Source organism: Nocardioides sp. (assembly GCF_036503465.1).
In the GTDB taxonomy this organism is placed as follows: domain Bacteria; phylum Actinomycetota; class Actinomycetes; order Propionibacteriales; family Nocardioidaceae; genus Nocardioides.
Map to the genome: position 1 here is coordinate 1 of NZ_DASXWU010000032.1, position 25,200 is coordinate 25,200.

At 71.0% G+C, this 25,200-nt stretch carries 27 protein-coding genes; 9 read left to right on the forward strand and 18 right to left on the reverse strand.

Annotation, left to right across the window (positions count from 1 at the left end; translation table 11 throughout):
- Positions 1-136: 136 nt before the first annotated feature.
- Positions 137-328, forward strand: a complete 192-nt coding sequence (locus VGK78_RS04960) for a hypothetical protein (protein WP_331526345.1) — start codon at positions 137-139, stop codon at positions 326-328.
- Positions 329-593: 265 nt separating this feature from the next.
- Positions 594-737: a GDCCVxC domain-containing (seleno)protein gene (locus VGK78_RS04965; protein WP_414690634.1), complete on the forward strand. Its 144-nt coding sequence runs from the start codon at positions 594-596 to the stop codon at positions 735-737.
- A gap of 490 nt (positions 738-1,227) precedes the next feature.
- On the opposite strand, the gene VGK78_RS04970 is transcribed toward VGK78_RS04965, so the two are convergent.
- The 5 genes from VGK78_RS04970 to VGK78_RS04990 form a co-directional block, all read right to left on the reverse strand.
- Positions 1,228-1,434 carry a DUF5302 domain-containing protein gene (locus VGK78_RS04970; RefSeq protein WP_331526347.1) on the reverse strand — a complete coding sequence of 69 codons (207 nt, stop codon included), beginning with the start codon at positions 1,432-1,434 and terminating at the stop codon, positions 1,228-1,230.
- Between the two features lie 40 nt (positions 1,435-1,474).
- Entirely contained in the window at positions 1,475-1,888 is a 414-nt protein-coding gene (locus VGK78_RS04975; RefSeq protein WP_331526349.1) for a YbjQ family protein, read from the reverse strand.
- 88 nt (positions 1,889-1,976) lie between these two features.
- On the reverse strand, positions 1,977-3,029 hold the full coding sequence (locus tag VGK78_RS04980; protein ID WP_331526350.1) for a DUF2332 domain-containing protein: 1,053 nt from the start codon (positions 3,027-3,029) through the stop codon (positions 1,977-1,979).
- Positions 3,026-3,772, reverse strand: coding sequence for a hypothetical protein (locus tag VGK78_RS04985; RefSeq protein ID WP_331526351.1), 747 nt, complete (start codon positions 3,770-3,772; stop codon positions 3,026-3,028). The genes VGK78_RS04980 and VGK78_RS04985 overlap by 4 nt, the downstream gene beginning before the upstream one ends.
- Positions 3,769-4,968 carry an acyl-CoA dehydrogenase family protein gene (locus VGK78_RS04990; protein WP_331526353.1) on the reverse strand — a complete coding sequence of 400 codons (1,200 nt, stop codon included), beginning with the start codon at positions 4,966-4,968 and terminating at the stop codon, positions 3,769-3,771. Before VGK78_RS04990 ends, VGK78_RS04985 begins: the two co-directional genes overlap by 4 nt.
- A 188-nt stretch (positions 4,969-5,156) precedes the next feature.
- Here VGK78_RS04990 and VGK78_RS04995 point away from each other — a divergent pair, with 188 nt between their 5' ends.
- Entirely contained in the window at positions 5,157-6,149 is a 993-nt protein-coding gene (locus tag VGK78_RS04995) for a hypothetical protein (protein WP_331526354.1), read from the forward strand.
- A 15-nt stretch (positions 6,150-6,164) separates the two neighbouring features.
- Here VGK78_RS04995 and VGK78_RS05000 read toward each other — a convergent pair whose 3' ends face one another.
- The 9 genes from VGK78_RS05000 to VGK78_RS05040 all read right to left on the reverse strand — a co-directional run bounded on the left by VGK78_RS05000 (position 6,165) and on the right by VGK78_RS05040 (position 18,802).
- The gene (locus VGK78_RS05000) at positions 6,165-8,471 is read right to left on the reverse strand and encodes a hypothetical protein (protein WP_331526355.1); all 2,307 of its coding nucleotides are present in this window, start codon (positions 8,469-8,471) and stop codon (positions 6,165-6,167) included.
- Positions 8,468-9,502 (reverse strand): glycosyltransferase family 2 protein, encoded by a 1,035-nt coding sequence (locus VGK78_RS05005; protein ID WP_331526356.1) that lies wholly within the window; start codon positions 9,500-9,502, stop codon positions 8,468-8,470. The genes VGK78_RS05000 and VGK78_RS05005 overlap by 4 nt, the downstream gene beginning before the upstream one ends.
- Positions 9,495-9,755: a hypothetical protein gene (locus VGK78_RS05010; RefSeq protein WP_331526357.1), complete on the reverse strand. Its 261-nt coding sequence runs from the start codon at positions 9,753-9,755 to the stop codon at positions 9,495-9,497. The genes VGK78_RS05005 and VGK78_RS05010 overlap by 8 nt, the downstream gene beginning before the upstream one ends.
- Before the next feature lie 13 nt (positions 9,756-9,768).
- Complete coding sequence (locus tag VGK78_RS05015; RefSeq protein WP_331526358.1) at positions 9,769-11,073, reverse strand: DUF6752 domain-containing protein; 1,305 nt, start codon at positions 11,071-11,073, stop codon at positions 9,769-9,771.
- Positions 11,070-12,617, reverse strand: a complete 1,548-nt coding sequence (locus tag VGK78_RS05020; RefSeq protein ID WP_331526360.1) for a hypothetical protein — start codon at positions 12,615-12,617, stop codon at positions 11,070-11,072. Before VGK78_RS05020 ends, VGK78_RS05015 begins: the two co-directional genes overlap by 4 nt.
- Before the next feature lie 104 nt (positions 12,618-12,721).
- Positions 12,722-15,796: a cutinase family protein gene (locus VGK78_RS05025; RefSeq protein ID WP_331526361.1), complete on the reverse strand. Its 3,075-nt coding sequence runs from the start codon at positions 15,794-15,796 to the stop codon at positions 12,722-12,724.
- A 1-nt stretch (position 15,797) separates the two neighbouring features.
- Entirely contained in the window at positions 15,798-17,141 is a 1,344-nt protein-coding gene (locus VGK78_RS05030) for a phospholipase D-like domain-containing protein (protein WP_331526362.1), read from the reverse strand.
- 138 nt (positions 17,142-17,279) lie between these two features.
- Positions 17,280-17,690 carry a hypothetical protein gene (locus VGK78_RS05035; protein WP_331526364.1) on the reverse strand — a complete coding sequence of 137 codons (411 nt, stop codon included), beginning with the start codon at positions 17,688-17,690 and terminating at the stop codon, positions 17,280-17,282.
- Between the two features lie 17 nt (positions 17,691-17,707).
- On the reverse strand, positions 17,708-18,802 hold the full coding sequence (locus tag VGK78_RS05040) for an endonuclease/exonuclease/phosphatase family protein (RefSeq protein WP_331526366.1): 1,095 nt from the start codon (positions 18,800-18,802) through the stop codon (positions 17,708-17,710).
- A 176-nt stretch (positions 18,803-18,978) separates the two neighbouring features.
- On the opposite strand from VGK78_RS05040, the gene VGK78_RS05045 reads away from it, so the two are divergent.
- Positions 18,979-20,295 (forward strand): magnesium transporter MgtE N-terminal domain-containing protein, encoded by a 1,317-nt coding sequence (locus VGK78_RS05045; RefSeq protein WP_414690633.1) that lies wholly within the window; start codon positions 18,979-18,981, stop codon positions 20,293-20,295.
- A complete protein-coding gene (locus tag VGK78_RS05050; RefSeq protein ID WP_331526367.1) occupies positions 20,288-20,794 on the forward strand; it encodes a DUF1003 domain-containing protein in 507 nt (168 codons plus the stop codon). Before VGK78_RS05045 ends, VGK78_RS05050 begins: the two co-directional genes overlap by 8 nt.
- A 6-nt stretch (positions 20,795-20,800) precedes the next feature.
- Here VGK78_RS05050 and VGK78_RS05055 read toward each other — a convergent pair whose 3' ends face one another.
- The gene (locus tag VGK78_RS05055) at positions 20,801-21,145 is read right to left on the reverse strand and encodes a hypothetical protein (protein ID WP_331526368.1); all 345 of its coding nucleotides are present in this window, start codon (positions 21,143-21,145) and stop codon (positions 20,801-20,803) included.
- A 170-nt stretch (positions 21,146-21,315) separates the two neighbouring features.
- Positions 21,316-21,516, reverse strand: a complete 201-nt coding sequence (locus VGK78_RS05060; protein WP_331526370.1) for a hypothetical protein — start codon at positions 21,514-21,516, stop codon at positions 21,316-21,318.
- A 122-nt stretch (positions 21,517-21,638) separates the two neighbouring features.
- Here VGK78_RS05060 and VGK78_RS05065 point away from each other — a divergent pair, with 122 nt between their 5' ends.
- Positions 21,639-22,793, forward strand: a complete 1,155-nt coding sequence (locus tag VGK78_RS05065) for an Mrp/NBP35 family ATP-binding protein (protein WP_331526371.1) — start codon at positions 21,639-21,641, stop codon at positions 22,791-22,793.
- Positions 22,794-22,796: 3 nt separating this feature from the next.
- Positions 22,797-23,126 carry a sec-independent translocase gene (locus tag VGK78_RS05070; RefSeq protein WP_331526372.1) on the forward strand — a complete coding sequence of 110 codons (330 nt, stop codon included), beginning with the start codon at positions 22,797-22,799 and terminating at the stop codon, positions 23,124-23,126.
- Positions 23,127-23,136: 10 nt separating this feature from the next.
- On the opposite strand, the gene VGK78_RS05075 is transcribed toward VGK78_RS05070, so the two are convergent.
- The gene (locus tag VGK78_RS05075) at positions 23,137-23,670 is read right to left on the reverse strand and encodes a hypothetical protein (protein WP_331526373.1); all 534 of its coding nucleotides are present in this window, start codon (positions 23,668-23,670) and stop codon (positions 23,137-23,139) included.
- Between the two features lie 116 nt (positions 23,671-23,786).
- On the reverse strand, positions 23,787-24,182 hold the full coding sequence (locus VGK78_RS05080) for a hypothetical protein (protein ID WP_331526374.1): 396 nt from the start codon (positions 24,180-24,182) through the stop codon (positions 23,787-23,789).
- A 77-nt stretch (positions 24,183-24,259) separates the two neighbouring features.
- On the opposite strand from VGK78_RS05080, the gene VGK78_RS05085 reads away from it, so the two are divergent.
- Both VGK78_RS05085 and VGK78_RS05090 read left to right on the forward strand, forming a co-directional pair.
- On the forward strand, positions 24,260-24,484 hold the full coding sequence (locus VGK78_RS05085; protein ID WP_331526375.1) for a LysM domain-containing protein: 225 nt from the start codon (positions 24,260-24,262) through the stop codon (positions 24,482-24,484).
- A gap of 16 nt (positions 24,485-24,500) precedes the next feature.
- Positions 24,501-25,034, forward strand: coding sequence for an Rv3235 family protein (locus VGK78_RS05090; protein ID WP_331526376.1), 534 nt, complete (start codon positions 24,501-24,503; stop codon positions 25,032-25,034).
- Positions 25,035-25,200: the final 166 nt, after the last annotated feature.

Genomic DNA, 25,200 nt, shown 5'->3' on the forward strand with positions numbered 1-25,200 from the left:
ACCGGGGCAACGACACTGAATCCAGCGCGACCGGCTCACAACCCCAACACCGGCTCTTCGGACAAGCCACTCCCCGACCCGCCAAACCTCAGCCTAAGCCCGCCCTCCCCAAGGTGTCTTGACACAGAAGGGAGCCATGAGCGAGAGCGCGGCAGAGCGTGTGTCGGTCGACTTGACGCCGGACGAGGCGAGGCTCGTCATCGCGTCACTTCAGCAGTTCGAGCCGTACTGGCCCTCCGAGATGGACGAGCTCAGCCGCGCAGAGCTGTTGGCGGGCATCCGGGCGGCGATGGATCACGTCACCACGTCGCTGGGTTCCCCCGCCTGAGGGAACTCCAGGAGGCCGGCTGTCCCGCCGTCGGCGGCGGTCCCGAGACGGCACCTACACCTGGCACGGCCCCCACGGCCAGGCCCACCTCGTCACACCCAACCGGCACCACCGCGATCCCGCACGCCTGAACGCGCCCGGAGGGTACTGACGTGCCGATGAGCGATCATCCCGTGGCCCGAGCGCGACGTACTCTCGTGTCGTGGCTCTGACCCTGGAGTCGGTCATCACCTGCCCGCTCTGCGGAACGCAGACGGCTGAGACGATGCCCGAGGATGCGTGCTGGTTCGTCTACCGCTGCGAGGGCTGTGGTCAGGACCTGCGTTCCCGGCAAGGCGACTGCTGCGTGTTCTGCTCCTACGGAACGGTCGTCTGCCCACCCACAGCAATCGGAAGCGAGCGAGCATGACGACGCGTGCTGCAGTTGAAGACGAAGAACTGGGCCCGTCGAAGTGCTGGTGCTGCGGGACGATCGAGGACTCCTCGAAGTTGGTCCATCTAGGCAACCATCCTGAGGTCGTCGTCTGCATCAGGTGTGCCCACTCCCTCAGCAAGTGGGCGTGGGAGATCGAGGATCAAGCACGCACGGGTCTCCCAGTTCGCGCACGAGACGGCCTAAGACGATGGCGCAGGACCGTGGTGCAGCACGGCTGGCACCACAACAGGTTCGTGGGCCGAGGTCTGCGCTGGATAGGTCGGTTCACGCCCTGACCGTCGTGCCAACGGCAGGAAGCGCACGCTCATACCGCTGAGCGGGAAGACGTCAAATCCAGCCGAACAGCATCCGATGGGTGAGCGACCCTGGGGCTAGCCACCGGCGGCACCATTCAACAGGAGCACCGTCCTCTCGGTCGCACGAGCATGCGTCCCGTTCGGGCAGATCCCCAAGGCAGTCGAAGCTACGAGCCCCCGCCGCCGGCCTTCCGCCGGTGCATCCGCGGGCCGGCGCCACCCTGCACCTCGGAGCCGTGCGCCTTCTCGCGGAGCGGACCGTCCTCGTGGACGCCCTTCGCCCGGGCGTTCTTCCGATCCAGGGCCTCACGCATCTTCGCCTTCGTGTCGGCGAGGTCGTCGGTGCCTGGGTCCTTGGCGTCGTCCTGGCTCATGCCCTCCACCTTGCCATCCGGGGGAAGCGGGGTCGAGGGGTCACCCAGCCGGCGCCGGTTCGGGCGGAGAGGTCGGCTGCTGGGCGGAGGCCTGGGTGTATCCGAGCCGGGCCGCGGTCTCGCGGGCCGCGTCGGTGACGGGAACGGCGACGACGGCCGTGCCGTAGGCACAGATCTCGGTCCACGTGTCGCCCATCTCGGAGGTGTCGAAGCGCATCGCGACCACGGCGTTGGCGCCGCGGTTGCGCGCCTCGTCGATCATCCGGCCCATCACCTCGTTGCGGCTGTTGACCAGGTTCGAGGTCATGCCCTTCAGCTCACCGCCCATGAGCGACTTGAAGCCGGCACCCATCTGCGAGAACGCGTTGCGCGAGCGCACCGTCAGACCGAACACCTCACCGCACACCTGGCGGATCTCCCACCCGGGCAGGTCGTTCGTCGTCACCACCAGCATGGGTCCTCCATGATCGTCGTCGGCGTCCGCCGCGTGCGGGCGCAGGCACAGCGTAGGGGCCGACCCAAGCCCGACGCGTCGCGGTGGGTCACTCCCAGGTGACCGGGACCCCGTGCGGTGCCATCAGGCCGAGGAACGCCCGCTCACCGTGTCCGGGCCACGACTCGGCGCACACCCAGAACCGGTGCTCGTCCCCCGGCGTACGCCGTGTGGGCTCGGCGAACAGGTGCGCGAGCGGCGCGTCCTCGGTCGCCGTCGCGCCGAGCTCGGCCAGCCGGGCGGCGATCCGCTCCTGCTGGTCGCGCGGGACGTACTGCCACATGACGCTGTGCCACAGCACGGTCAGCGTCCCGGACGTCAGCGTGAGCCGGTCGAGGTACGACGCGGCGTCCGCCCGCTCCACGACGACGGGACGCGTCCGGGTGAGCTCGATCGCTCCGGCCAGCCGGGCATGCCGGGCCGTCATGTCCGGCCAGACGTACGACGTGAGGGTGACCCGGCCGTCCTCGGTGGTCACGTCGACCGGATGTACGTCGCACCCGCCACGCTCCACCACCGAGAGTCGGGCGTGGGTCGGCAGCGGCTCGCCCTCCCACGCCTGATCGAGCACCACCGGGCTCTCGGGGTCGCCCCAGGCGCCACCGGAGCGGTCGGCGAACCGGAACCGGTCCGCCTGCAGGTTGAGCCCGCCGCTCGACCCGATCTCGAAGAGCCGCACCGGAAGCGGCCGCCGGTCGACGAGCCGCAGCAGGCCTCCGACAAGCGCCGCGGAGCGGCCGACCTCGTTGGTCTGCGGCGCCTGCTCGAGCAGCGGGCGGACGTCGTCGGCCCTCCGGTCCAGGAAGTCGACGACCGCCGCGACGCCGTCGCTGCTCCAGGTGCCGCCGGTGGTCGGGAACAGACCCGCCAGCTCGGACGCCTGCCCCGTCAGCACCAGCCGGTGCACGCTGCCGGCCAGACGCAGCGCGAGACCCGAGGGACCCGGGTCGTCCTCGTGCCCGCGCAGCACGGTCGCCGTCGGACCGCCGGCCTCCAGGTCGTCCGCCAAGCGGGACAGCAGCTCGGCGTACATCGGTGAGCCGAGCGACTCGCAGGCGCGCGCCTGCTGCCGGAACAGGTCCGGCTGCCGGCGTGCGCTCATGCGTCGCGGGCCTTGCCGAACGGGTTGGGACCGTGCCCGATCTCCCGCGTGGCGATGAGCGCGGCCAGCAGGTCCTCGTCGCAGCCCCCGGTGACGAACTCGGCGAGCCCGCGCAGCTGGCCCTCCGCTACCTCGCGGTCGGTGCTGGTCATCGCCTCGAACTCGGTGTCGAAGCAGCGATCCGGACGGGACTCGCGCAGGAAGTCCTGGAGGCTGCGCACCCGGTTGATCTGCCGCTCGGCGACCCCGGGCCGCTTCTTCCGCCAGAAGCCGGACGTCGAGGTCATCGACACGTCGCGGCGGTTCAGGACGTACAGCGGCTGCTCGAACGCGGCGTCGGTGAAGTCGAAGAAGCCGGACCACTCCTTCGGCTTGATCCGGTGCCAGAGCACCTCCTTGAAGCCGAGCCGGTCGACCTCTCCCACGTCGATGGAGCCGAGCAGCTGCTGCTGCACGAGCTCGCGGACCGAGGTCGCGAACGCGTCGAGGTCCGCCTCGCGCAGGCCGTAGAAGGCCGACGAGGGCTTCGCCGCGGCACCGCCGAACTTGTCCATGAACGACGAGAGGCCGGCGTACGCGCGGAAGAGCTGCAGCAGGTAGAGGTTGTTCTCGCCGCGCACCAACGTGCGCGGCAGGGTGTTCAGCATCCCCTGCGTGAGCGTGGATCCGGACCGACCGTAGGTGACGACGAAGACGAAGCGCGGCTGCGTCCGCCGAGGTACGGCGGACGGGGGCGTGCTCACAGTGCGTAGTCTTCCAACAGCCGCCGTCCGATGATCATCCGCTGGATGTCGGCGGTGCCCTCTCCGATCAGGAGCATCGGCGCCTCGCGGTAGAGCCGCTCGATCTCGTACTCCTTGGAGAAGCCGTAGCCGCCGTGGATGCGGAAGGAGTCCTCGACGACCTGCGCGCAGTACTCCGAGGCGAGGTACTTGGCCATGCCCGCCTCGAGGTCGTTGCGCTCGCCCTTGTCCTTGACCCGCGCGGCCTTGACCATCAGCTGGTGGGCGGCCTCGACCTTGGTCGCCATCTCGGCGAGCCGGAACTGCACCGCCTGGTGCTCGGCGATCTTCTTGCCGAAGGTCTCGCGCTGCTGGGCGTAGGCCACGCCGAGCTCGAAGGCGCGGTGGGCGACACCGCAGCCGCGCGCGGCGACGTTCACCCGACCGACCTCGACGCCGTCCATCATCTGGTAGAAGCCCTTGCCCGGCTCGCCGCCCAGGATCTGGTCGGCCGAGATGCGAGCGCCCTCGAACACCAGCTCCGTGGTGTCGACGCCCTTGTAGCCCATCTTCTCGATCTTGCCGGGCACGGTGACGCCCTGCGCGGTCTCGCCGAAGCCCTCCTCCTTCTCCACCAGGAAGGTCGTCATGTTCCGGTAGACCGATTCGGCTCCCTCGTCGGTCTTCACGAGCACCGCCACCAGGTTGGCCGAGCCGCCGTTGGTCAGCCACATCTTCTGGCCGTCGATCACGTACGTCGCGCCGTCCGTCTCGTCGCGAACAGCCTTGGTCGTGATCGCGCTGACGTCGGAGCCGCAGCCCGGCTCGCTCATCGAGAAGGCGCCCCGGACCTCGCCGGTGGCCATCCGGGGCAGGTACTTCTTCTTCTGCTCCTCGGTGCCGTGCTGCAGCAGCATCCAGGCGACGATGAAGTGGGTGTTGATGATCCCGCTGACGCTCATCCACCCGCGGGCGATCTCCTCCACGGCGAGGGCGTAGGTGAGCAGTGACTCGCCCAGCCCGTCGTACTCCTCGGGGATCATCAGCCCGAAGACACCGAGCTCCTTGAGCCCCTCGACGATCTTCGTGGGGTACTCGTCGCGGTGCTCGAGCTCGGTCGCGACGGGAAGGATCTCGCGCTCGACGAAGTCCCGCACCGCCTTCAGGATCTCGGTCTGGTCGTCGGTGAGACCGTCGGTCTGGCAGAGGCGACCCATGGCGTGGTGGAGTCCTTCCGTCGGGGTTGCTGCGGCCAGTATCTCCGTCGGGAAGCGGTGCCCGGAACCGACTGTGACCCATTCGAGTGGCCGAGGGACGAGGCGTCTCGAAGGGCGACCTGGCCGAGCGCACGCACGGCGTTCGTCCCTGACGCCGGGCTGCTCGTCTCACTGGCAGACTGCTCGCCATGGCGCGGCGCGTGATCGTCCACATCGGGCTGATGAAGTCCGGGACGACGTTCATCCAGGGTCGGCTCGGCGCGAACCGGGAACGGCTCGGCGCGCAGGGCGTGCTCTTCCCCGGCCCCCACTGGCGGCGGCACGTGAACGCCGTCCAGGACCTGATGAGGCACCAGGCCCGCACCCCCGGCTCGTGGGAGTCGCTGACCCAGGAGGTCAACGCCTACGACGGAACCGCCGTGATCTCCATGGAGTACCTCGTGATGGCCCGCGAACGCGCCATCGACATCATCGCCCGCGCCTTCCGCGATGCCGAGCTACGGATCGTCGTCGGCGCCCGTGACCTGGGCCGGACCGTCCCGGCGATGTGGCAGGAGGCGGTCAAGAACCGCTCGACCCTCACCTTCGCCGAGTACCTCGACGGCATCCGCGACGGCGCCGAGAACGGCCAGCGTTTCTGGCGACAGCAGCACGCGGGCCGCATCGTGACCCGGTGGGCCAAGCGGCTGGGCCCGGAGCGTGTGTACGTCGTCACCCTGCCGCCGCCGGACGCTCCCGGCGACGTCCTGTGGCATCGCTTCTGCGAGGTCGCGGGCATCCGCGACGACTCGTCGTGGGACGAGCCGCCCCGCACCAACGAGTCGCTGGGCGTGGCCTCCGCGCTGGTGATGCGGCGGCTGAACGAGCGGACCGAGGACCTCGAGGTCAGGGACTACAAGCTGCGCGTGAAGGCGGTCGGCAAGCACCTGCTGCCGTCGCACCGGTCCGCCGAGGACCCCATCGGGTTCCGGGTGCCCGACTGGCTGCGCGAGGAGGCGGCGCGCATCCGGTCCCAGATCTCCGGCAGCGGCGTGCACGTCGTCGGCGACCTGGACGACCTGACCCCCTTGGACGTCCCCGGCGTCGATCCCGGGACCGTGGACGCCGAGGCCGAGCTCGAGGCGGCACTGGTCGCGCTGGAAGGGGCCGTGCGGCAGGCCAAGCGGATCCGGCCGCTCTGAGGCCCTGGCCGTGGGTCAGGCCGGTTCCTTCTCCGTCTCCTCCTCGTCGGCCCGACTCTCGTCGGCCCGGTCCTCGTCGAACCGCTCGTCGTCCGACGGCTCCTCGAGCGGGTCCTTCCGCACCGGGTGTCTCCGGCGCCGGCCGAACCATCCCAGCGCCAGGGCGCCGAGGATCCCGATGGCCCCGGCGGCCAGGCCGAGCTTCAACCCGGGCGGGGTGAAGGTGAGCTCGAGCCGGCCCGACCCGCCGGGCGGGAGCATCACCGTCAGCAGGCCCGCCGCGTCGCGACCGACCCTCACCGGGTGCCCGTCGAACGTCGCGTGCCAGCCAGGCCAGCCCAGCATCGCGAAGTGGGCCCGACCACCGCTGCCGGTCGCGGCGATGTCGACGTGCTCGTGCCGGATGTCGTCGGAGACCGCGGCGGTGACCTTCACGCCGTTCGGGACGAAGCTCAGGTGGCTGCCGGGCCAGAGCAGCGGCTGGCTGCGGTGGTAGATCTGCACCTGGGAGCTGTCGGTGACCTGTGTCCAGCCCGCGGGAGGGGTGACCTTCGCGGCGCGAGCCTGCCGGGGGCCGACCACGAGAGTCTCGATCTTCATCAGGTCGGCCAGGGACGGCAGCCCCGGCTGAGGCGACGAGAAGATGCTGTGGTACCCGCACGCCTTGGTGAACCCGTCGTACGACATGCACAGGCTGCGCTGGAACCGGACCATCCCCATGCCGGTGTAGTGGTTGACCGCGTCCACGTCGGTGACGTCGTACATGCTGCCGGGCAGGAAGTAGCGCCACTCCTCCGTCAGCTGACGCAAGGTCTTGGAGTACTGCAGGTCCTTGAAGGTCGCGAACTGCATCACCGTGCCGGAGCGGTCGTCGAAGCGCGCCCTCAGCGTGGAGACGTCGCTCGGCACGTGCCAGCCGCGCGACGACTGGTTCTCGCCGAAGGTCTTCACCTGCAGCGTGACGGTGAGCCCGGTGCCCACGATGAAGACGCCGGCCAGCGCCACCGTGCGCAGTCCGCCCAGGCGCGCCGTCAGCAGCGCCAGGGCGGTGAGGACCACCACCAGCGCGGCACCGGCGGCGAGCCGGTGCAGCACGGCGGGGTTGTTCGCCCAGGCCAGGTACGACGGCACGCCGATCGCCACCACCGACCCGAGGATGCGCCCGCGGACGTGCGTCGTGGCCAGCCCGCGACCTAGCAGCTGGGCGAAGATCACCAGGAGCCCGAGGTAGAGGTACTCGCTGACCCGGAGCGGCCAGCGGAACATCCAGAGCTTCGAGGGGGCGAGCACCAGCGCGAGGTAGCACGCCGACATCACCATCGGTCCGGTCAGCCCGCGCAGCCGTCCCCGGAGCTCGCCCCAGCGCAGCCACGGCAGCAGCGGCAGCACGAACCAGGCCAGGAACGTGGACGGCACCCGCATCGGAGCGATGATCGGCAGGATCGGCGGGACGGCGGTCGGGTTGCTGGCCTGGAGGAAGTCGCTGGGCACCGGCTGCATCTTGCCGGTGTTGGCGAGCATCGGACCGAGGGCGCGCACGGTCATGCTGCTCGTCTCCAGCAGGGGCAGGAAGACCAGTGGGAGGAGCAGCGCCGAGCACACGCCCACGCCGACCAGCTTGAGCACGCCCGGGGTCAACCGCCCCGGACGATCGGTGTCGAGCAGGCCCTCCACGACCAGCGCGCCGCCGATCACGAGGAGCGCCACGACGCCGTACGGGTTGCCCTGCGTGACCGCCAGGGCCCCGACGACGAAGCCCCACAGCGGGTTGGCGGTGCCGCGCAGGACCCGGCGGAGCACGAACCAGACCCACGGTGTGTACGAGAAGGCGATCAGGCCGGACGCCCAGGACCCGGCGTCCCAGAACAGGGTGAAGCCGCAGAAGGGCAGGGCCACCGCGACCGACGCGGCGGCCCAGGGCTTGGCGTCGTACTCGCGGCACACGAAGTAGGTGCCGAGGGCGAGCAGCACCATGAACACGAGCTTGATCAGGAACGTCGTCGTCATCAGGTCGGAGGCGCCGGACATGGCCAGCCAGACCGGGATGTTCAACGGGTCGTAGATGCCGAACAGGGCCTCGGCGGCGTAGTTGCCCCCGGCCCAGCCGTGTGGATCCATCCATGCGGGGTAGACGCCGTCGCGGGTCAGCTCGCCGAGGTGGAACCAGGTCGGCGCGAACTGCGCGGCGGTGTCGCCGCGCTGGTAGAACCACTTGGTCACGAGGTGTGGGATCGTCGCGAAGACCCCGGTGGAGACGACCACGACCAGTGGCCACAGCAGTCCCGGTCCGATCCGGCGTGTGCCCGCCGGGCGTGGCTTCACTCGTCGTCCTCCTCGTGGGTCGCGAAGCGGTCCTCATGCTCGGGCCCGAGGGCGGTCGTCACCGCGGCCGGGACGCCGCCTTCGCGGCCCGTGTGGCTGGTCTCCTTGAGCAGGAACAGCGGCCGCCGCTTGGTCTCGGCGTAGATGCGGCCGAGGTACTCCCCGATCACGCCGAGCAGGATCATCTGGACGCCCCCGAAGCCCGAGATCGCGCAGATCAGCGTGACGTAGCCGGGGGCGGAGTTGCCGTGCACGATCGCGTCTACGAGCACCCACAGCGCGTAGCCGACCGCGACCGCGGTGACCAGGACGCCGAACCAGATCGAGAGCCGCAGCGGCCGGTAGTTGAACGAGACGACGCCGTCGATCCCGTAGTTGAACAGGTCGGACACGCGCCACTTCGTGGTGCCGGCGGCGCGCGAGACGTTGCGGTAGTCGACGACGGCGGTGTCGAAGCCGATCCAGGCGAAGAGCCCCTTGGAGAAGCGGTTGGTCTCGCCCAGGGTCAGCAGCGCCTTGACCGCCGTGCGGTCCAGCACCCGGAAGTCACCGACGCCGTCCTCGAGATCGACGTCGACCAGTCGGTTGATCAGCCGGTAGTAGGCCCTGGAGAGGAAGGTCCGCAGCGCCGGGTCCTGGTCGCGGGTACGCCGCGCCACCACCTGCTGCACCTCGCCGTCGAGCAGCGGGAGCATCTGTGCCAGCAGCTCGGGCGGGTGCTGGAGGTCGGCGTCCATGATCGCGACCTTGTCGCCGCGCGCGTGACTCAGCCCCGCGAGCATCGCGGACTCCTTGCCGAAGTTGCGGCTCAGCGCGAGGTAGCGGAACTCCGGGCGGGCCTTCGAGATCTCGCGCAGGATCGGCAGCGTGCGGTCGCGGCTGCCGTCGTCGACCAGGATGACCTCGTACGACGCGGCCACCTGCGGCAGCTCGGCCGACAGCGCCTCCGCCAGCGGCGGGAGTGAGTCCTCCTCGTTGAAGCACGGGATCACCACCGACAGCTCGGGACGGTGGTGGACCGGGTCAGACACGCCGCCTCCGAGGGGTCGACGAGGGCTTGGTGGACGAGGGCTTGGTGGACGAGGGCTTGGCGGACGAGGGCTGGGTCGCCTCGAGCAGGGGGACCAGGCTCTGCTCGATCCGGCCCACCTGCTCCTCCAGCGGAACGGCCAGAAGCGCGTTCTCGCGCACGCCCTCCTCCAGGCGCCGCACGCGCCGCCCGATCCGCACGGTCGGTAGCGCGGCCTCGGAGCCCTTCCTCAGCAGCTCGCGGGGCGACCTCACCGCGACCTCCCGTTCACAGCGACTCCCGGCGGTAGCGCCCGAGGGCCTGGGTGGTGACGCCGTCATCCCTGCTCTCGGGGTCGAGCAGCAGCTCGGTGACCAGGTCCTGGAGGGTGGCGACCCGCAGGTGGAGCCGCCGCGCCTTCTGCACCTCGCGCTCGAGCTCGTCGGCACGGCGGCTCAGTCGCCGCACGCGCAGGTTGTTGTAGGGGCCGGTGGCGCGGACCGCGAGATCGCGCACCCGTGCGCGCCGGCCGACGGGTCCGGGCGCGGGAGTCGATGCGGGCCCCGAGGTCGTGGCCGGGCCCGCGCTTCGGTCCCGCACGGTGAGCACCAGCGAGGAGATGCACGCGACGGCGGCCTCGGTGAGCTCCGCCTCGGTCACCTGGCCGGGCAACCGGGCGTCGGAGGCCACCGGCTCGAGGTCGGCGAGATCGCCGTGCACGACGTACCCGGCGGCCTCGATCCGCTCGGTGGCGCGCCGCCAGACCTCCGTCGCCTCGGCGGCCTGAGCCTCGGGTACGCCGATCGGCTCGCTCCCGAGCGGGGCGAGGACCTCCTGAGCGAGCAGGTCACGGATCCACACCGAGCGCTGGCGGCTGCCGCCGATCTGCCGGCCCAGCAGCGTGTTGACCCGGCGGAGCAGCTCGGCCTGCACGAGCCCGACCGACGCGTTCGCCCGGGGCACGTCGAGAAGGACGTCCAGCCCGGTGAGTCCGCAAGCCTCGGCGAAGCGCCGCCAGAGCTCCGCCGGGCCGGCGTCCGGCCGCGGTGCGGTTACGATGTGGACGTGGTCGGGAGCCAGGGTCGCCCCCCAGCGCTCCGCGACGCCCGACGGGTCGAGGGTCCGCCAGCCCCACTCGCTGTTCTCGGCGGACTCCGGCTTCGGCTGCCACTCCTCGAGCGGCTTGGTGAAGCCGAACTTCAGCCGCTCCTGCCACGCCGAGACGACCGACCTACCGAGTTCGCGCGCGGTCACCACCAGGTGCACGTCGTACGCCGCGAGGTCGGCGAGGGCGCGGGCCGCCTGCTCCGCGGACGCGACCGAGAACAGCTCGTAGCTGAGCACGGCCGACGGGCCGGACCAGCCGTCGATCTGGCGCACCAGCCGTTGCCAGGCCGTGCGGGCCGACTCGGGGAGCCCGGCGAGGCGCTTGTCCTCGCGCACCGCCATCGCCGCATGGATGCGGTCGAGGTGCCGTCCGACCAGCAGCGTGCCGGCGCCCTCGAGGACCGCACGGTTGGCGTCGAGCACGGTCTGGAGGTAGGTGGTCCCGGACTTCGGTGCGCCCACGTGCAGGTAGACGCGCTCCGTCATCGTGTGCTCCTCGCGGTCGGCCCCCACTCGACGGCCAGACGCCATGTGGCGGGAGGTCCTGTGCGGACGGCTCGCGCGGCATCGTCGAACCCGGCGCGGGAGACGATACGCCCCCCGGACGCCTCGGCCTGCGCCGCCACCCGCGCGGGGTCGAGGGAGCGCACCCGGCCGGACTCGTGCTGCGCCTGCCAGGCGTGGGCGTCCCGCGGCGTCCGGGCGACGCCCTCCAGGTAGGCGCGACCCCCCGTCCGGAGAACCATGGAGCAGAAGAGGAAGAACGCGTCGGTGCTGTCCGGCGTCAGCGCCTCCATCAGCCGGCGCGCGACCACCGCCCGCTGCGACGGCCGCCGCGAGAGCTGGGCACCGAGGGTCATCACGTCGCGGAGGTCGTCGAGGCTGAACTCGCGCGTCGTCACCCGTTTCAGGCCCCGGGCGGTGCCCCGCGGGAGGGCGTAGTCCAGCCCCAGCACGCGCCGCCTCCGGGCGTACGCCGGGAGGTCGAGGCCGGCGCCGCACCCCACTTCGACGACGTGTCCGACGCCGGCCAGCTGAGGGAGCACCCACCGGGCGAACGGTGACGGGCGGCCACGGCCGTCGCCGCTGCGCGACTCCTCGGCGACCCGGCTGTTGTAGGCGTTCCAGTCGCGCCGCCACTTCATCAGCGACCCGAACCAGCCGTCGAACCGCTGGGTGACGTCGGGACCGGGCAGGTGCCGGAACGACGGGTCGGGCACTCGCCAGGTCGGCCCGTAGCTCACCGCGAGCAGTCGATCCGGGTCGGCGGGAGCCGGGAGCCGATGCCCCTCGAAGGGGAGGTCGCGGAGCGGGAGGATCGACTCGCGGGGCACGACCTCGCGCACCGTCGCGGTCTCGTGGAGCCGGTCCTCGACGTAGAAGCAGGCGTAGACGTCGAGGTTGCCCCACCCGCCGTCCGGGACCTTGAACCGGACCGTCACGAAGCTCGCCGACCGGTGCTGCACCTTGAGCCCCGCCCGGCGCAGCGCCCGGCCGATGTCCCACAGCTCGACTGCCATCTCGGCCGGGGTCTGCTTCTCACTGAGGTAGTTCAGGTCGATGTCGGAGTCGTGGCCGATCGCACGGCCGTCGCGTGCTGCCCCGAGCAGGGTGCCGAAGGAGAGCCAGCCGTCGATGCCGCAGTCGTCCCGCATGATCTCCAGCACCCGCCGTGCCATGTCGACCATGGCGTCGACCACGCCGGCCTCGCGACGTCCCTCGAACGGGCGCTGGATCAGCCCCCACTTGTCGATGAAGACCGGGATGCCGTGGTTGTCGACGAAGCTCGGCCGCCCCTCACCGTCGCCGAACCTGACCGTGTCCGAGAACAGCTCGGCGTCACCCGAGATGATGCGCACGTCGGCGGTCCCCTCGAGTCGTCGGCGCATCCGCTTGGGCCACTCCACGGTGGTGACCGACGGCTTGGCGTCGGTGGTGCCGAACGACCAGACCCGCTGGCCGTCCATCAGCACGTCCAGGGACCCCGAGAAGCTCTCGCCGAAGTGCAGACCGTGGTCGTCGACGCGCATCGGACGACCCCGGCGACCCCGCCGACTGAGCGCGCCCGCCCGCATGAGCCTCACGTTCTCTCCTACCCGATCTCCGGGGTCCGACGAGCCCCGGAGACTACCGTCTAGGACGCGGGGGATGCGAAAACCCCGGACGGTACGTGGTGGTCCGTGGTCCGGCGGACCTGCGCCGAGTGGTCCATCACCACCTGGGAGAACGTGCCCTTCGACCCGAAGATCCAGTCGATCCGGGCGCCCTTGGGAAGCACACAGTGCCCGTCCACGTTGCTGCCGCCGGTCGCCGCCTCGAGCGGTGTCTTGCCCGTGATCGGACAGAACGCCTTGGCGACCTCGTTGAAGTCGCCGGTGAGCAGGATCGGGAGACCGTCGCCCTTCAGCTGACCGATCGCCTTGAGCAGGATCTTCATCGCCTTGTCGCGGTCGTCCTGGTTGGCGCGACGCGCCGAGAAGTGCACGTTGATCCAGTACACCTCGGCGCCGGTCGAGCGCTGCTGGAGCTTCACGATCGGCTGCGGACGCCAGCCCCCGGTGAACGGGATCGAGATCGAGCTGTGCCAGGTCAGCCCCCAGTCCGCCCGCTTCCACATGACCGACTGCGGGGCCCCGGCATACCCCAGCGAGTTGCCGGGATAGAAGCGGTAGGCGCCGCGGGTGGCGGAGTCGAGGGCGACGATCTGGTCGGGCTGCGACTCCTGCATGCCGATCAGCGTGGCGTGGCGCATCTTGAAGTAGATGCTCGCCCACTCCGCGCGGATGCGCCCGGGCGCCATGTTCGGCTCGTCGCCGCCGGGCGCCGTGTGCTGGCTGCCCAGCATGTTCATGCTCATGATGGCGAACGGCGTGGTGGCGATCCGGCGTGCGGTGGTGCGCGACAGGTCGGGGACCGACGGGCGTGACGCCAGCCCGGCGCGCGCGATCTGCTCCGGCGTCGCCTGGTCGAGGAACCGGTCGGACGGCAGGTCGCTGCGGCGCAGCTGGACCTGGTGGGCGGGGTCCTGCAGGCCCGTGCCGAGCGTCTTCACGGTCTGGGTGCCGTCGTCGCCGAGCTGCCCCTTCTCGTCGTTGCCCCAGCACGTGAACGAGCCGCCCGCGGGGATCGCGCAGGTGTGCAGCCAGCCGGCGGAGGTGAGCTGGACCGGGTCCGAGAGCGCGGCCACCTGGGTGGGCGTGGGGTCGGGGGCGTCCGACCCGGCATCACCGAGCTGGCCGTAGCGGTCGTCGCCCCAGCACCACAGCCGCCCGTCGTCGGCCGTGGCGCACGTGGAGCCGTCACCGGTGGTCACCTGGGTCCAGGTCCGTCCGCCGCTGACCGCGGCGGGACGTGCGTGGTTGGTGAGGGTGCCGTCGCCGAGCTGCCCCTGCCGGTTGAAGCCCCAGCAGAGCATCTGACCGGTCTGGGTGATGCCGCAGGTGTGGGCCCAGGCCGCGCTGAGCTGCAGCCAGGTTGTGCCACCGGCGACCGCGGCCGGCGCGGTGCGGGTCCTGATCGTGCCGTCACCGATCTCGCCGAAGCTGTTGTGCCCCCAGCAGAAGGCCTGTCCCGCGTCGGTGAGCGCGCACGAGTGCCAGCCGCCGGTCGAGACCGAGCGCCAGTCGCGGGCGGTGCCCACCTGCCGCGGCGTGCCATGGAGGCGGTTCACGGACCCGAGGCCGAGCTGGCCCCAGAGGTTCTGACCCCAGCACCAGAGGGTGCCGGAGGTCCTGGTGGCGCAGGTGTGGGTCCACGCCGCCGACACCGTCGCCCAGTTCTTCGCGCTGCCGACCTGGTGGGGTCGGTGCACCGGCGCGCCGTGGCCGATCCCGAGCTGGCCGTAGTTGTTCAGTCCCCAGCACCACAGGGTGCCGTTCGACTTCACGCCGCAGGTGCTGGCGCCGCTGGTGCTGATCGACGACCAACCGCTGCCCCGGACCTGGGCCGGGGTGTCGCGCTGCGTCGTGGTGCCGTCGCCGACCTGGCCGTAGTCGTTGCGGCCCCAGCAGCGGGCGGTGCCGTCCGATCGGGTCTGACAGGTGGTCTGACCACCCGCGGACAGGCTCACCGAGGCCGGGGTGATCTTCATCAGCAGTGAGCCGTCGTGGCCGGTGGTCGCCGGCTGGGTGTTGCTGGTGCGGTAGGTGACGGCGTAGGTACCCGGCCGGGTGGGGGTTCCGGACACAAGCCCGGACGACGACAGGGTGACGCCGGTCGGCAGGCCGGTGGCCTCGGTCCAGACCACGCGGCCCTGGGTGCGCGGCGCGACCGAGAGCTGGAGACGGATCGCCTCGCCGACCATGCCGGTGAACACCTGGTTGCGAGGGGTGGGAACCGGCCACAGCGCGAGCTGCCGCCAGGCGTCCTGCGCGGCGTCGCGCAGCGTGGGCGAGCCGTCGTACGAACGGCTGGCGGCCAGCGAGTAGCGCACGCTGGCCCGCGAGGGGTCGCAGACCAGGTCGTGCCGGTTGCACACGTTCCACACGGCGTACGAGCCATGGCCGGCCGGCACGTCGGTGGTGGGCTTCAGTACTTCGGGGAACAGCCCGTGGTGGCGACGGTATGCCGCCGGGTCGCCGAGCATCGGGCGGGCCTCCGTGTTGCTGACCCGGTCGGGGTCGGAGATCAGGACTCCGCCGATCAGACGGGCCAGGCCGCCCTGGGCGCCGACGTGGGCGAGCACCCGGTGGACGACGGCGGCGCCCTGCGCGTAGCCGACCAGCAGCACGGGCCGGTCCGGACAGGCCGCAGCGGCCGTGGCCAGAAGGTCTCGCGTGGCACGAACGGCGTCGAACACCGGGGACCGCCACTCCCGCACCTTGCTCCGGCTGAGCACGGTGACCGCCGGGGAGCTCGGGGTCGCGCGGTCACGCAGCACGGCGTTCGGCCGATGCGTGCGCAGCGACACGCTGCGAACCGCCACCCGGCGGTCATGACGCTCGGCCTTCGCGACGACCCGGCGTACGACGTCGTCGACGGTCTTGCCGTAGTCGTGGCCGTGGACGGACGGCTCGCCGTTGCCGTTCACACCGACGACCATCGCGTCGGCACAGCGTGGGGTGGTCTGGTCGACGACCGGTGCGGCCTCCTGGCGTTGCCGCTGGCCCCAGTGGCCGAGAACGACGAGGAGCGCGCCGACCAGCAGGACCGCCACGGCACCGGCGACGAGTCGCCGGTCCCGTAGCAGCCTCGTCGGCGCGCTCAGCACGTCACAGGTCCTGACGGATCAGCGCGTACGGGTCGACGTGCAGGGCACGCGCCCGGTCCAAGACCGCGCGGTCGGTCACGCCACCGTCGCTCACCGTGCCGACGTTGGCGCAGTGGTTCGGCTGCCAGACCTGGGGAACGTGGGTGAACAGGTAGTCGATCCAGTTCGCATACTGCCGGGTGACGCCGGGAAGCGGCAGTATCCCCACGACCTCGTCGCTGGCGAGCGAGACCGGCGTCCAGTTCGCCGAGCCGTTCCACGTGATGCGGGCGTGGTGGTTGTCGCCGAGGTGCCCTTGGATCGTCATCGACTTCATGTGGACGTAGCGGTCGTAGATGCCGTTGCAGTCGGAGTCGTAGGCGAGGTGGGTCATCGGGACTCCACCAGGGCCGGCCTCCGTCCGCAGCACCTTCAGCGCCTGTCGGCCGAACATGGCGTAGACCAGATGGATGTTGCAGCCGCGCTTCTTCATGGTCGCCAGGCGGTGCGCGAGGGCCAGCCCACGGTCGCCGTACGTCGCGGTCTGGGCGATCCTGACTTTGGTGTGACCGTTGATGCCCGTCCCCTGGGTGGCGCCGCTGCAGCGGACCTGGTTCAGCACCTTCAGCACCGGGTCCTTGCTGGTGTGGTCACCGGTGTACGGGTAGAAGTCGAGCCCGACCGGACCCACTTGGTAGGACAGGAAGCCCTGCTTGACCGCCTTGTCCCGCTTCATCTGGTTGAAGACCCGGATGAAGTCGTTGTACCTGCGGTGGTTCTTGATGAGCGTGTAGACGTCGTTCCACTGGATGGTCGCGGCCAGCTCGGTGGCGTTCGCCGATCCGTAGAGCACAACGTCGCGGGTCCGCTGGACCTTGTCGAACGTGTAGAACTTCACGTGCGCGATCCCGTGTGGCCCACGGCACGACCCGTGGCAACGGCGCAGCCAGCTGGTCATCCCGGGCTTGCGGTGCTTGTTGTGCCTGGACAGAGCGATCGCCGTACGCCGCGCGATTCGGTTCGACACGTCGGGGTTCCAGTTCCCGTAGTCCATGATCAGCCGGACGCTCACCCCGCGCCGGTGGGCGCGGATCAGGGCGTCGGCGATGCGGTTGCTCCGGAAGTTCCACGAGGCGATGCGGATCTTGTGACCGGAGGTCACGCTGTTGATCGTCCGGACCAGCTTGTGGACGATCCGGTGTGCGGCCGCGTTCCCGCCGTAGGGGTTGTTGAAGGTCGCGCCGCCCGTCGGGTTGTAGTGGTCCGGCGACGCCTGGGCCGGGCTCGTCATCCCGGCCGCGAGGGCCAGGGCGATCACGGGAAGCACCAGCGCGAGGCACAGCTTCTTCCGTCGGGAAGTGGTCATGTCGGTTCCGTCCAAGTGGCACGGGGGCCCGTCGAGCACGCCGGCTCGAGCCCCGATCGATCCGTGGGAGTGTAACTCACGCCACACCAGTCCCACGTTTCTCAACGGCACCTGACCGTCGAGAGTTGGTGGAAGGACTCAGGCTCCGCAGACCGCCATGGTGTGCCGGAAGCCCTGATCCTTGGCCAGCGTCGTTGCTGCCCGGGAGATACTACGGCCGGGACTCGCGTAGAACGCATGCGCGTACGTCACGAGCCGGTGGCCGTCCTCGCACTCGTACACCTGGGCCTTCACCCAGCCCGCGTCGGTCGTGCAGCCGCGGTAGGAATGGGGCAGCGTGGCCCCGTCCTTCCAGACCTTCGTGCAGGCCGGTCCGGTCGGCGACGTCTTGCTGGAGTGGGTCTTCGCGGTGTGTGACGGCGTCGGCGAGCCGCTGGTCGCGGGGTCCTGCGCCACGGAGCTCGAGGAGTCGGACCCACACCCGGCCAGCGTCCCCGCCGCCAGCAGCGTGGCTGCTCCCAGTGCGGCGATCTTCCCCGTGGTCCGCATGGACGGATCGTACGCCGTCACGGCGTCGCCCCGGGCGCGAACCAGTCGGATGTCGTGGTGACCTCGGCATAGAGGTAGTAGTGGTCGCTGGCACGGTGGAGACCCGCGCCGTCCTGCCGGTAGCCGCTGAAGGAGACGCCTCCCCCGCCCATGATCCAGTCGACGCGCAAGGGGGGCGGAGGCAGGTGGCAGCCGCCGACCGCGTTGCCGCCGTTGGCGGCCACCATCCCGGTCGAGGCCGCGACCCGGCAGAAGAACTCGGTGTGCTCGTTCATGTCGCCGGTGATCAGGACCGGCAGTCCGGTCGCCTTCAGGTTGTTGATCAGGTTGATCTCGACGCCGGTCGCGGCGTCCCGCTGCCCCTCCATGCCCCCGGCCGAGTTGTGGGTCGTGATCATCCAGAACTCCGCGCCGGTGTCGTTGTCGCGGAGCAGGACGTAGGGCAGCGGGATCCGCTGGCTGGAGAACACGTAGCTGACCGAGCCCGACTTCTCCATCGTGAACCGGTCGCTGCGCCAGTAGATCTGGAGCCGCTCCCCGTTGTTGCCCAGGCTCGAGCCCGGCCAGAAGGAGTACGCGGGCATGCGGTTGCGCAGCACCGCGAGCTGGTCGGACTGCACCTCCTGCATGCCGCCGACGTCGGTCCCGCGGGAGGTCAGCAGGGCGGCCGTGATGCCGGCCCGGTAGGTGCCCGGTCCGTAGCCGCCCGCTCCAGCCGTGTGCTGGCTGCCGAGGATGTTGGACTGGGCGATCGTGAAGGTCGAGTGGGCCGGCGACAGCGTGTTGACCTTGCGGGCCAGCGCGATCGCGGGCCTCAGCGACAACGACGTACCCCGCTGCACCCGGTACGGCGAGCTCTTCGGCCGGTTCGCCTGGCGTGACACCTCGACGCGGCGATCGCCCTGTACGTGGCCGGCCCTCAGGTGCCCTCCCGCGGCCGCCGTGTGGGCGAGCTCGTCGCCGTGCCCGGACGAGTCGTCGGCGGCCATCCCCTGCGCCACGACCAGCACCGTCACGGTGGCCACGCTGAGGAGTCCACCCACACCCCAGGTCACGCCGCGTGGCAGCGAGCCCAGCCGGGGGCTGCGCCGGGTCCCGAGGTGCTTGGCCATCGAGGTCGCTCCATGGACGGTCGGGGGGTGAACACAACACCTCTCCGCGACCGGCCCGGCACAGGCCTGGCAACAGGTGGGCGTCGACCCCCGAGTCTAAACGGGCCTCGCTCGGTGCGGGTAGTTTGCGCGTAGTTGCCGGGAACGTCGTCCCCCCGGCGGTAGCGTTGAGGTCCGTGAGCACCGCCCAGTCCGGGCCGGCGAAGCCCGGCCGCGTGTACGCCGCACGCCTGGTCGGTCTCCCCATCTTCGACCCCCAGGGCGACCAGGTCGGCAAGGTGCGTGACCTGGTGGTCGCAATCCGGTCCGAGACCAGCCAGCCGCGGGTGCTGGGACTGGTCGCCGAGGTGTTCGGACGACGCCGGATCTTCGTCCCGATGACCCGGGTCACCCACATCGACAGCGGGCAGGTCTACACCACGGGGCTGCTCAACATGCGCCGCTTCGAGCAGCGGCCGACCGAGACGCTGGTGATCGGCCAGATGCTCGACCGCACGGTCACCATCGAGACCGGGGAGGACGACGACGGCATCACCGGCACCGTGTACGACGTCGCGATGGAGCAGGTGCGCACGCGCGACTGGGTGCTCAGCCGGGTCGCCGTGCAGGAGCCCGGGAAGGGTCTGCGCCGGCGTGGCCAGACCCACGTGGTGGAGTGGCGCGACGTGGGTGGTCTGGTGGGTCGTGAGCCCCTGCAGGGCGCCACCCACCTGATCGCCGCTCTGAACGAGATGCGGGCCGCCGACGCCGCGAACGTGATCCACGACCTGCCGCCGGAGCGCCGTACCGCCGTCGTCGCCGCGCTCGACGACGAGCGGCTCGCGGACGTCCTGGAGGAGCTGCCCGACGAGGACCAGGTCGAGATCCTCGAGCACCTGGACAGCGAGCGCGCCGCCGACGTCCTCGAGGAGATGTCGGCCGACGACGCCGCCGACCTGATCGCGGACCTCGCTCCCGAGACCGCCGCCAAGCTCCTGGAGCTGATGGAGCCGGACGAGGCCGAGGACGTGCGGCGGCTGATGTCGTACGCCGAGGAGACGGCCGGCGCGATGATGACCCCCGAACCGGTGATCCTCGGTCCCGACGCCACCATCGCCGACGCGCTGGCCCAGATCCGCAACGAGGAGCTGCCGGTCTCCCTGGCGGCCATGGTGTACGTGTGCCGGCAGCCGCTCGAGACGCCCACCGGCAAGCTGCTCGGGGTCGCGCACTTCCAGCGGCTGCTGCGCGAGCCGCCCTCGACCCTGGTGGCGGCTGCTCTCGACCAGACGATGGATCCCCTGCACCCCGAGGCCGGCATCGACGAGGTGGCGGCCCACCTCGCGACGTACAACCTGGTCGCCGCCCCCGTCGTCGACGAGGACGGGCACCTGCTCGGCGCCGTCACCGTCGACGACCTGCTCGACCACATGCTCCCGGAGAACTGGCGCGACCAGACACTGAGCACCGCGCCGGAGCGGCACGGCACCGCACCGGAGGTGCGTCATGGCTGAGCGGCGCGGAAGCCGCCTGGACACCCCCAAGGAGCAGCGCCGGACCCTGATCCGCACCCCGACCTACGACCGCGACGCGTTCGGGGTGTTCGCCGAGCAGTTCGCACGGTTCATGGGCACGGCCCGCTTCCTGATGTGGATGACGGTCGTGGTGGTGTTCTGGATCGGCTGGAACACCCTCGCCCCGAAGAGCGCCCGCTTCGACGAGTACCCGTTCATCTTCCTGACCCTGATCCTCAGCCTGCAGGCGTCGTACGCCGCTCCGCTGATCCTGCTCGCGCAGAACCGCCAGGAGTCGCGCGACAAGGTGGTGGCCGAGCAGGACCGCCAGGCCAACGCCCGCGCCCACGCCGACATGGAGTTCCTGGCCCGCGAGGTCGCCTCGCTGCGGATGGCGGTGGGCGAGGTCGCCACCCGCGACTTCCTGCGCTCGGAGCTGCGCTCGCTGCGGGACGACCTCGTCGAGGAGGAGGACGACGAGGCGGCCACCTCGGCCTGACGCGGATCAGATGGTGCAACCGGGACCGCAGTTGGTGGCCGAGCCGCTGACCGCGGCGTCCAGGTCGCGGTCGAGATCCGCATCGCGGCGTTCGGCCGTGTCGTGGAACAGCCGACCGTCGAGCTCGACGTACCAGCCCTGGTCGCGGTAGGCGACGTCGCGCAGCACGAGGCCCTGGGCCGTGATGCTCCCGTCCTGTCGGATGCCCGCAGGTAGACCGTGCGCTCGTTCGACGCGACTCAGGTAGCCGTGCTCGAGGACCGAGCAGGTCCCGTCGCGGACATCGACGAGGACAGCACGCAGCCAGTCGCGGCCACCTCCGGGCGGACCCGGGGTGGGCTGGCGTTCCACAGCACGTGGTCGTCCAGCGCGGTCATCCGGTCGACGCGACATCCGGTGACACGGCGTACGGTGCGCGTCACGTCCACGGCAACGTGGACGGGCGCACCCTCGGGGATCCCCCGCCAACCGGGTCCGGCGACAGCGCGAAGCGCCGTCTGTCCGGTCAGCGCCGCCGGCTCCTAGTGGAGCACCCCTGCCCATGCGCGCTGCAGCCAGGTGGGCTCGCCCGCGTGCTCGAGGAAGACGCCCGGCAGGATCCGGAACAGCTCACGACGGCGGATGCCGCGTTCGATGCCCGCCGGCGTCACCCCCTGAGCGAGCAGCTGACGCCGCGAGATCACCGCGGACTGGGATCTCGGCAGCCGCCCCACCTCGTCCATGCCGAGAATCCTGGTGGACGCACCCGAGGTCGCGTCGCCACCTGAGCGGCGCCTGTGGACAACCGCAGAGGACCTCTCCCGGGTGCTGGGTTGACACCGGCGCGAACTAGGCTGGAGCCACCATGAGCACCCCCACCGTCGAGCGGCTGACCGCCGCCCTGGCCACCGTCCACGACCCGGAGATCAAGCGCCCGATCACCGAGCTGAACATGGTCGACCACCTCGAGATCGACGACGCCGGCCTGGTGGGGGTGACGGTGCTGCTGACGGTGTCGGGCTGCCCGCTCAAGGACACCATCGACCGCGACGTACGCCGTGCGCTCGCCGAGGTCGAGGGCGTCACCGGGGTGGAGCTCACCCTCGGGACGATGAGCGACGAGCAGCGTGCCGAGCTCCAGAAGAACCTCCGCGGCGGACAGGCGGCCAAGGAGATCCCGTTCTCCCAGCCCGGATCGCTGACCAAGGTGTTCGCGATCGCCAGCGGCAAGGGCGGCGTGGGCAAGTCCTCGGTGACCGTCAACCTCGCGCTCGCGTTGGCCAAGGCGGGCCGCTCGGTCGGCATCGTCGACGCCGACATCTACGGGCACTCCGTGCCGGCCATGCTCGGCATCGCCGACCACCGGCCGACTCAGGTCGAGTCGATGATCATGCCGGTGCCCACGCCGTCGGGCGTCTCGGTGATCTCGATCGGGATGCTCAAACCGCGTCGCGACCAGGTCGTCGCGTGGCGCGGCCCGATGCTCGACCGCGCGCTCGTGCAGATGCTCGCCGACGTCTACTGGGGCGACCTCGACGTGCTCCTGCTCGACCTGCCGCCGGGCACCGGCGACATGGCGATCTCGCTCGGGCAACACCTCCCGGGCGCGGAAATCCTGGTCGTCACGACCCCCCAGGAGGCCGCGGCCGAGGTCGCCGAGCGAGCCGGGACGATGGCCTCGATGCTCCACCAGCGGGTCGTCGGGGTCGTCGAGAACATGAGCTACCTGGTCTGTCCGCACTGTGGCCCCGAGCACCGGCTCGAGCTGTTCGGCAGGGGTGGTGGCGAGCGGGTCGCCGCGACGTTGTCGAGCCGATTCGGGTACGACGTGCCGCTGCTCGGGCAGGTGCCGATCGAGGAGTCGCTCCGCGAGGGGGGCGACGCCGGCAAGCCGGTCGTCGACTCCGACCCCACCGCGGGAGCGGCGCAGGTGCTGCTCTCCGTCGCGGAGCACCTCGATGCTCGCGGACGAGGTTTGGCAGGACGCCAGCTCGGGCTCACTCCGAGCGCTAAATTCTGAATCATGTTCGGAGTCGGTCTGCCGGAGCTGGCGGTGATCGCGTTCGTCGCCATTCTCGTGTTCGGACCCGACAAGCTGCCCGAGTTCGCCCGCCAGGCCGGGCGGTTCGCCCGGCAGATGCGGACCTTCGCACACCAGGCCCGCGACGAGCTGCGCGAGGAGCTCGGCCCCGAGTACGCCGACCTGAACCTGCGCGACCTCGACCCCCGCGCCATCGTCAAGAAGCACATCGCGGAGGCGATGAACGAGGCGATGCGCGAGGACGACCCGCGTCCGAAGGTCGTCCCGCTGGGCGTCGGTGAGACCCCGCCGTACGACGTGGACGCGACCTAGCGCCCGGTCCTCACGTCCGGCTCTGGACCGCAGCCACGACCTGCCGGGCCACCAGCACGACCCGGCCCTCCGCCACCGTCACCTCGACGAAGTCGGCGCCGACCCGGCCGAGCACGCCGTCGCGGGTGGTGCCGTCCACGCCGTGCAAGCGACAGCGGACGCCGGTGTCGGCGAGCCGCCGGAGCGCCGAGCCGAGGCCCAGCCTGCTCACCGGTGACCACGCCACCTCCGGCACCGACCGAGCGGAGACACCCTCGACGGCCTTGACCGCCGCGAGCCGGAGGACCCAGTCCTGGGCGGCGCCGTGCACCAGGCACCAGTCCGGGCCGACCCGGCGGAGTCGCCCCGAGACCGGCCCCACACCGAGCAGGTCGAGGGTCACGTCGTCGTCCAACGAGGCCATCAGCCGGCTGACCAGGGTGACCGCGGCGTACTCCGACCGGCTCCGGTCGGCCAGCTCGCTCGCACGATCGGCCTCGTAGAGCGCCTGCGCCTGCTGCTCGAGATCGTCGAGGAACGCGAACAGCCCCTCGTCCGAGTCCACGCCGCCACCCTGCCACGTCCCGGCCACGACCGGCCTCCGCGGGTCGCCTTTCTCCACAAGCTCGCCGAGCCACTTGCCAAAAGCGCATGACGAGACGTTTACTGACGCAAACACGATCAAACAAAGGATTTCGCGGTGCTTCTCGGGGACCGCGGCACCCGCTGCCGCTGCCTGCTCGTCTGGATGTCGGGGACGTCGTCCCTGGCCCTGGTGGCGCTGCTCCTGCGCCCGGGGGCGAGCCGCGCCTGGGCATCGGCGTCCCGCGGCACGCTGAGCGGCTTGCCGCTGGACCGGGCGATGGTCGAGCTCGCGGCGTACGTGCTCCTCGCCTGCCTCGCCTGGTCCTGGCTGGCCCTCACCGCGACCGTCGTCGAGGCCTGGAGCGGAGTGGGCACGGCGCGACGCCGCGCCTGGCAGCCCCCCGACGTCGTACGACGTGTGGTGCTGGCGGCCTGCGGTGTCGCCATCGCCACGGGTGCCGCCGCCCCCTCCGTCGCGAGCGACGGAGCCACCACTCATCGACACCTCCACGGTGTCGCGCTCCTCGACGGGCTCCCGCTGCCCGACCGTGCCGTGGCCCCGAGCGGGCGTGCGGCACCATCCACCGCTCCTCCGCCGGCCCGGCGACGGTCGGAGCACACCCGTCGTCGTCCGCCCCGGCGACTCGCTCTGGTCGATCGCCGAGGCCGACCTGCCGCCCGGTGCCCCCGACCGCGCCGTGGTCTCGCGCTGGCACGCGATCTACGCCGTCAACCGCGCCCTGGTCGGCCCCGATCCCGACCTGCTCGAGCCCGGGCAGCGCCTCCACCTCTGAACCGATGGGACCCGCCATGACCTCTGCCTCCCGGACCCAGCACGACGCCGACGTGGTGCGGCTTCCGGTCGTCCCGACCACGCCGGTCGCCAGCGTCCAGGGCACGCTCGCGCTCGACCTCGGCCCGCGGCTCGACGTTCCCGACCTCGACCTCCGTCCGGGTCGCGCCCACGGCCTGGACGTCGTGGGGATCGACCTGGTCCGGCGCCGCCGGTTCGAGCAGCACGCGGCCCGGATCGGCGCGGCCGTGGTCGAGATCGTCGGCGGCGACCGCCCGGTGTCACAGCTGCTGCGATGGACGACCCCGGAGGTCTACCAGGACCTCGCCCGGCGCGCGCACCTGGTCGCCGCCGCGGTGGGCCGACGTCCGGGTGCCGGGGGCATCCAGTCGGTCCGGCCCCACCTCGTCGCCGCCCACACCAGCTTCGTCTCCGAACAATGCGCCGAGGTCAGCCTGCACGTGCGCTACGGCGAGCGCTCCCGTGCCGTCGCCGCACGGTTCGAGCTGATCCGGGACAGGTGGCAGGTCAGCGCGCTGGAATTTGCGTGACCAGCCGACCGCGAGGAACGAGCGGTCGGCGTGCGGTCAGGCAGGTCGAGCAAGCGCGCGAGCGAGCAGGCGAGCTCGCGACCGCGTGTCGAGACCGGGTGACGGTGCCTGGGGCATCAGGCACCGTCACGGTGGTTTCGAGACGCTCGCAGAGCTCGCTCCTCAA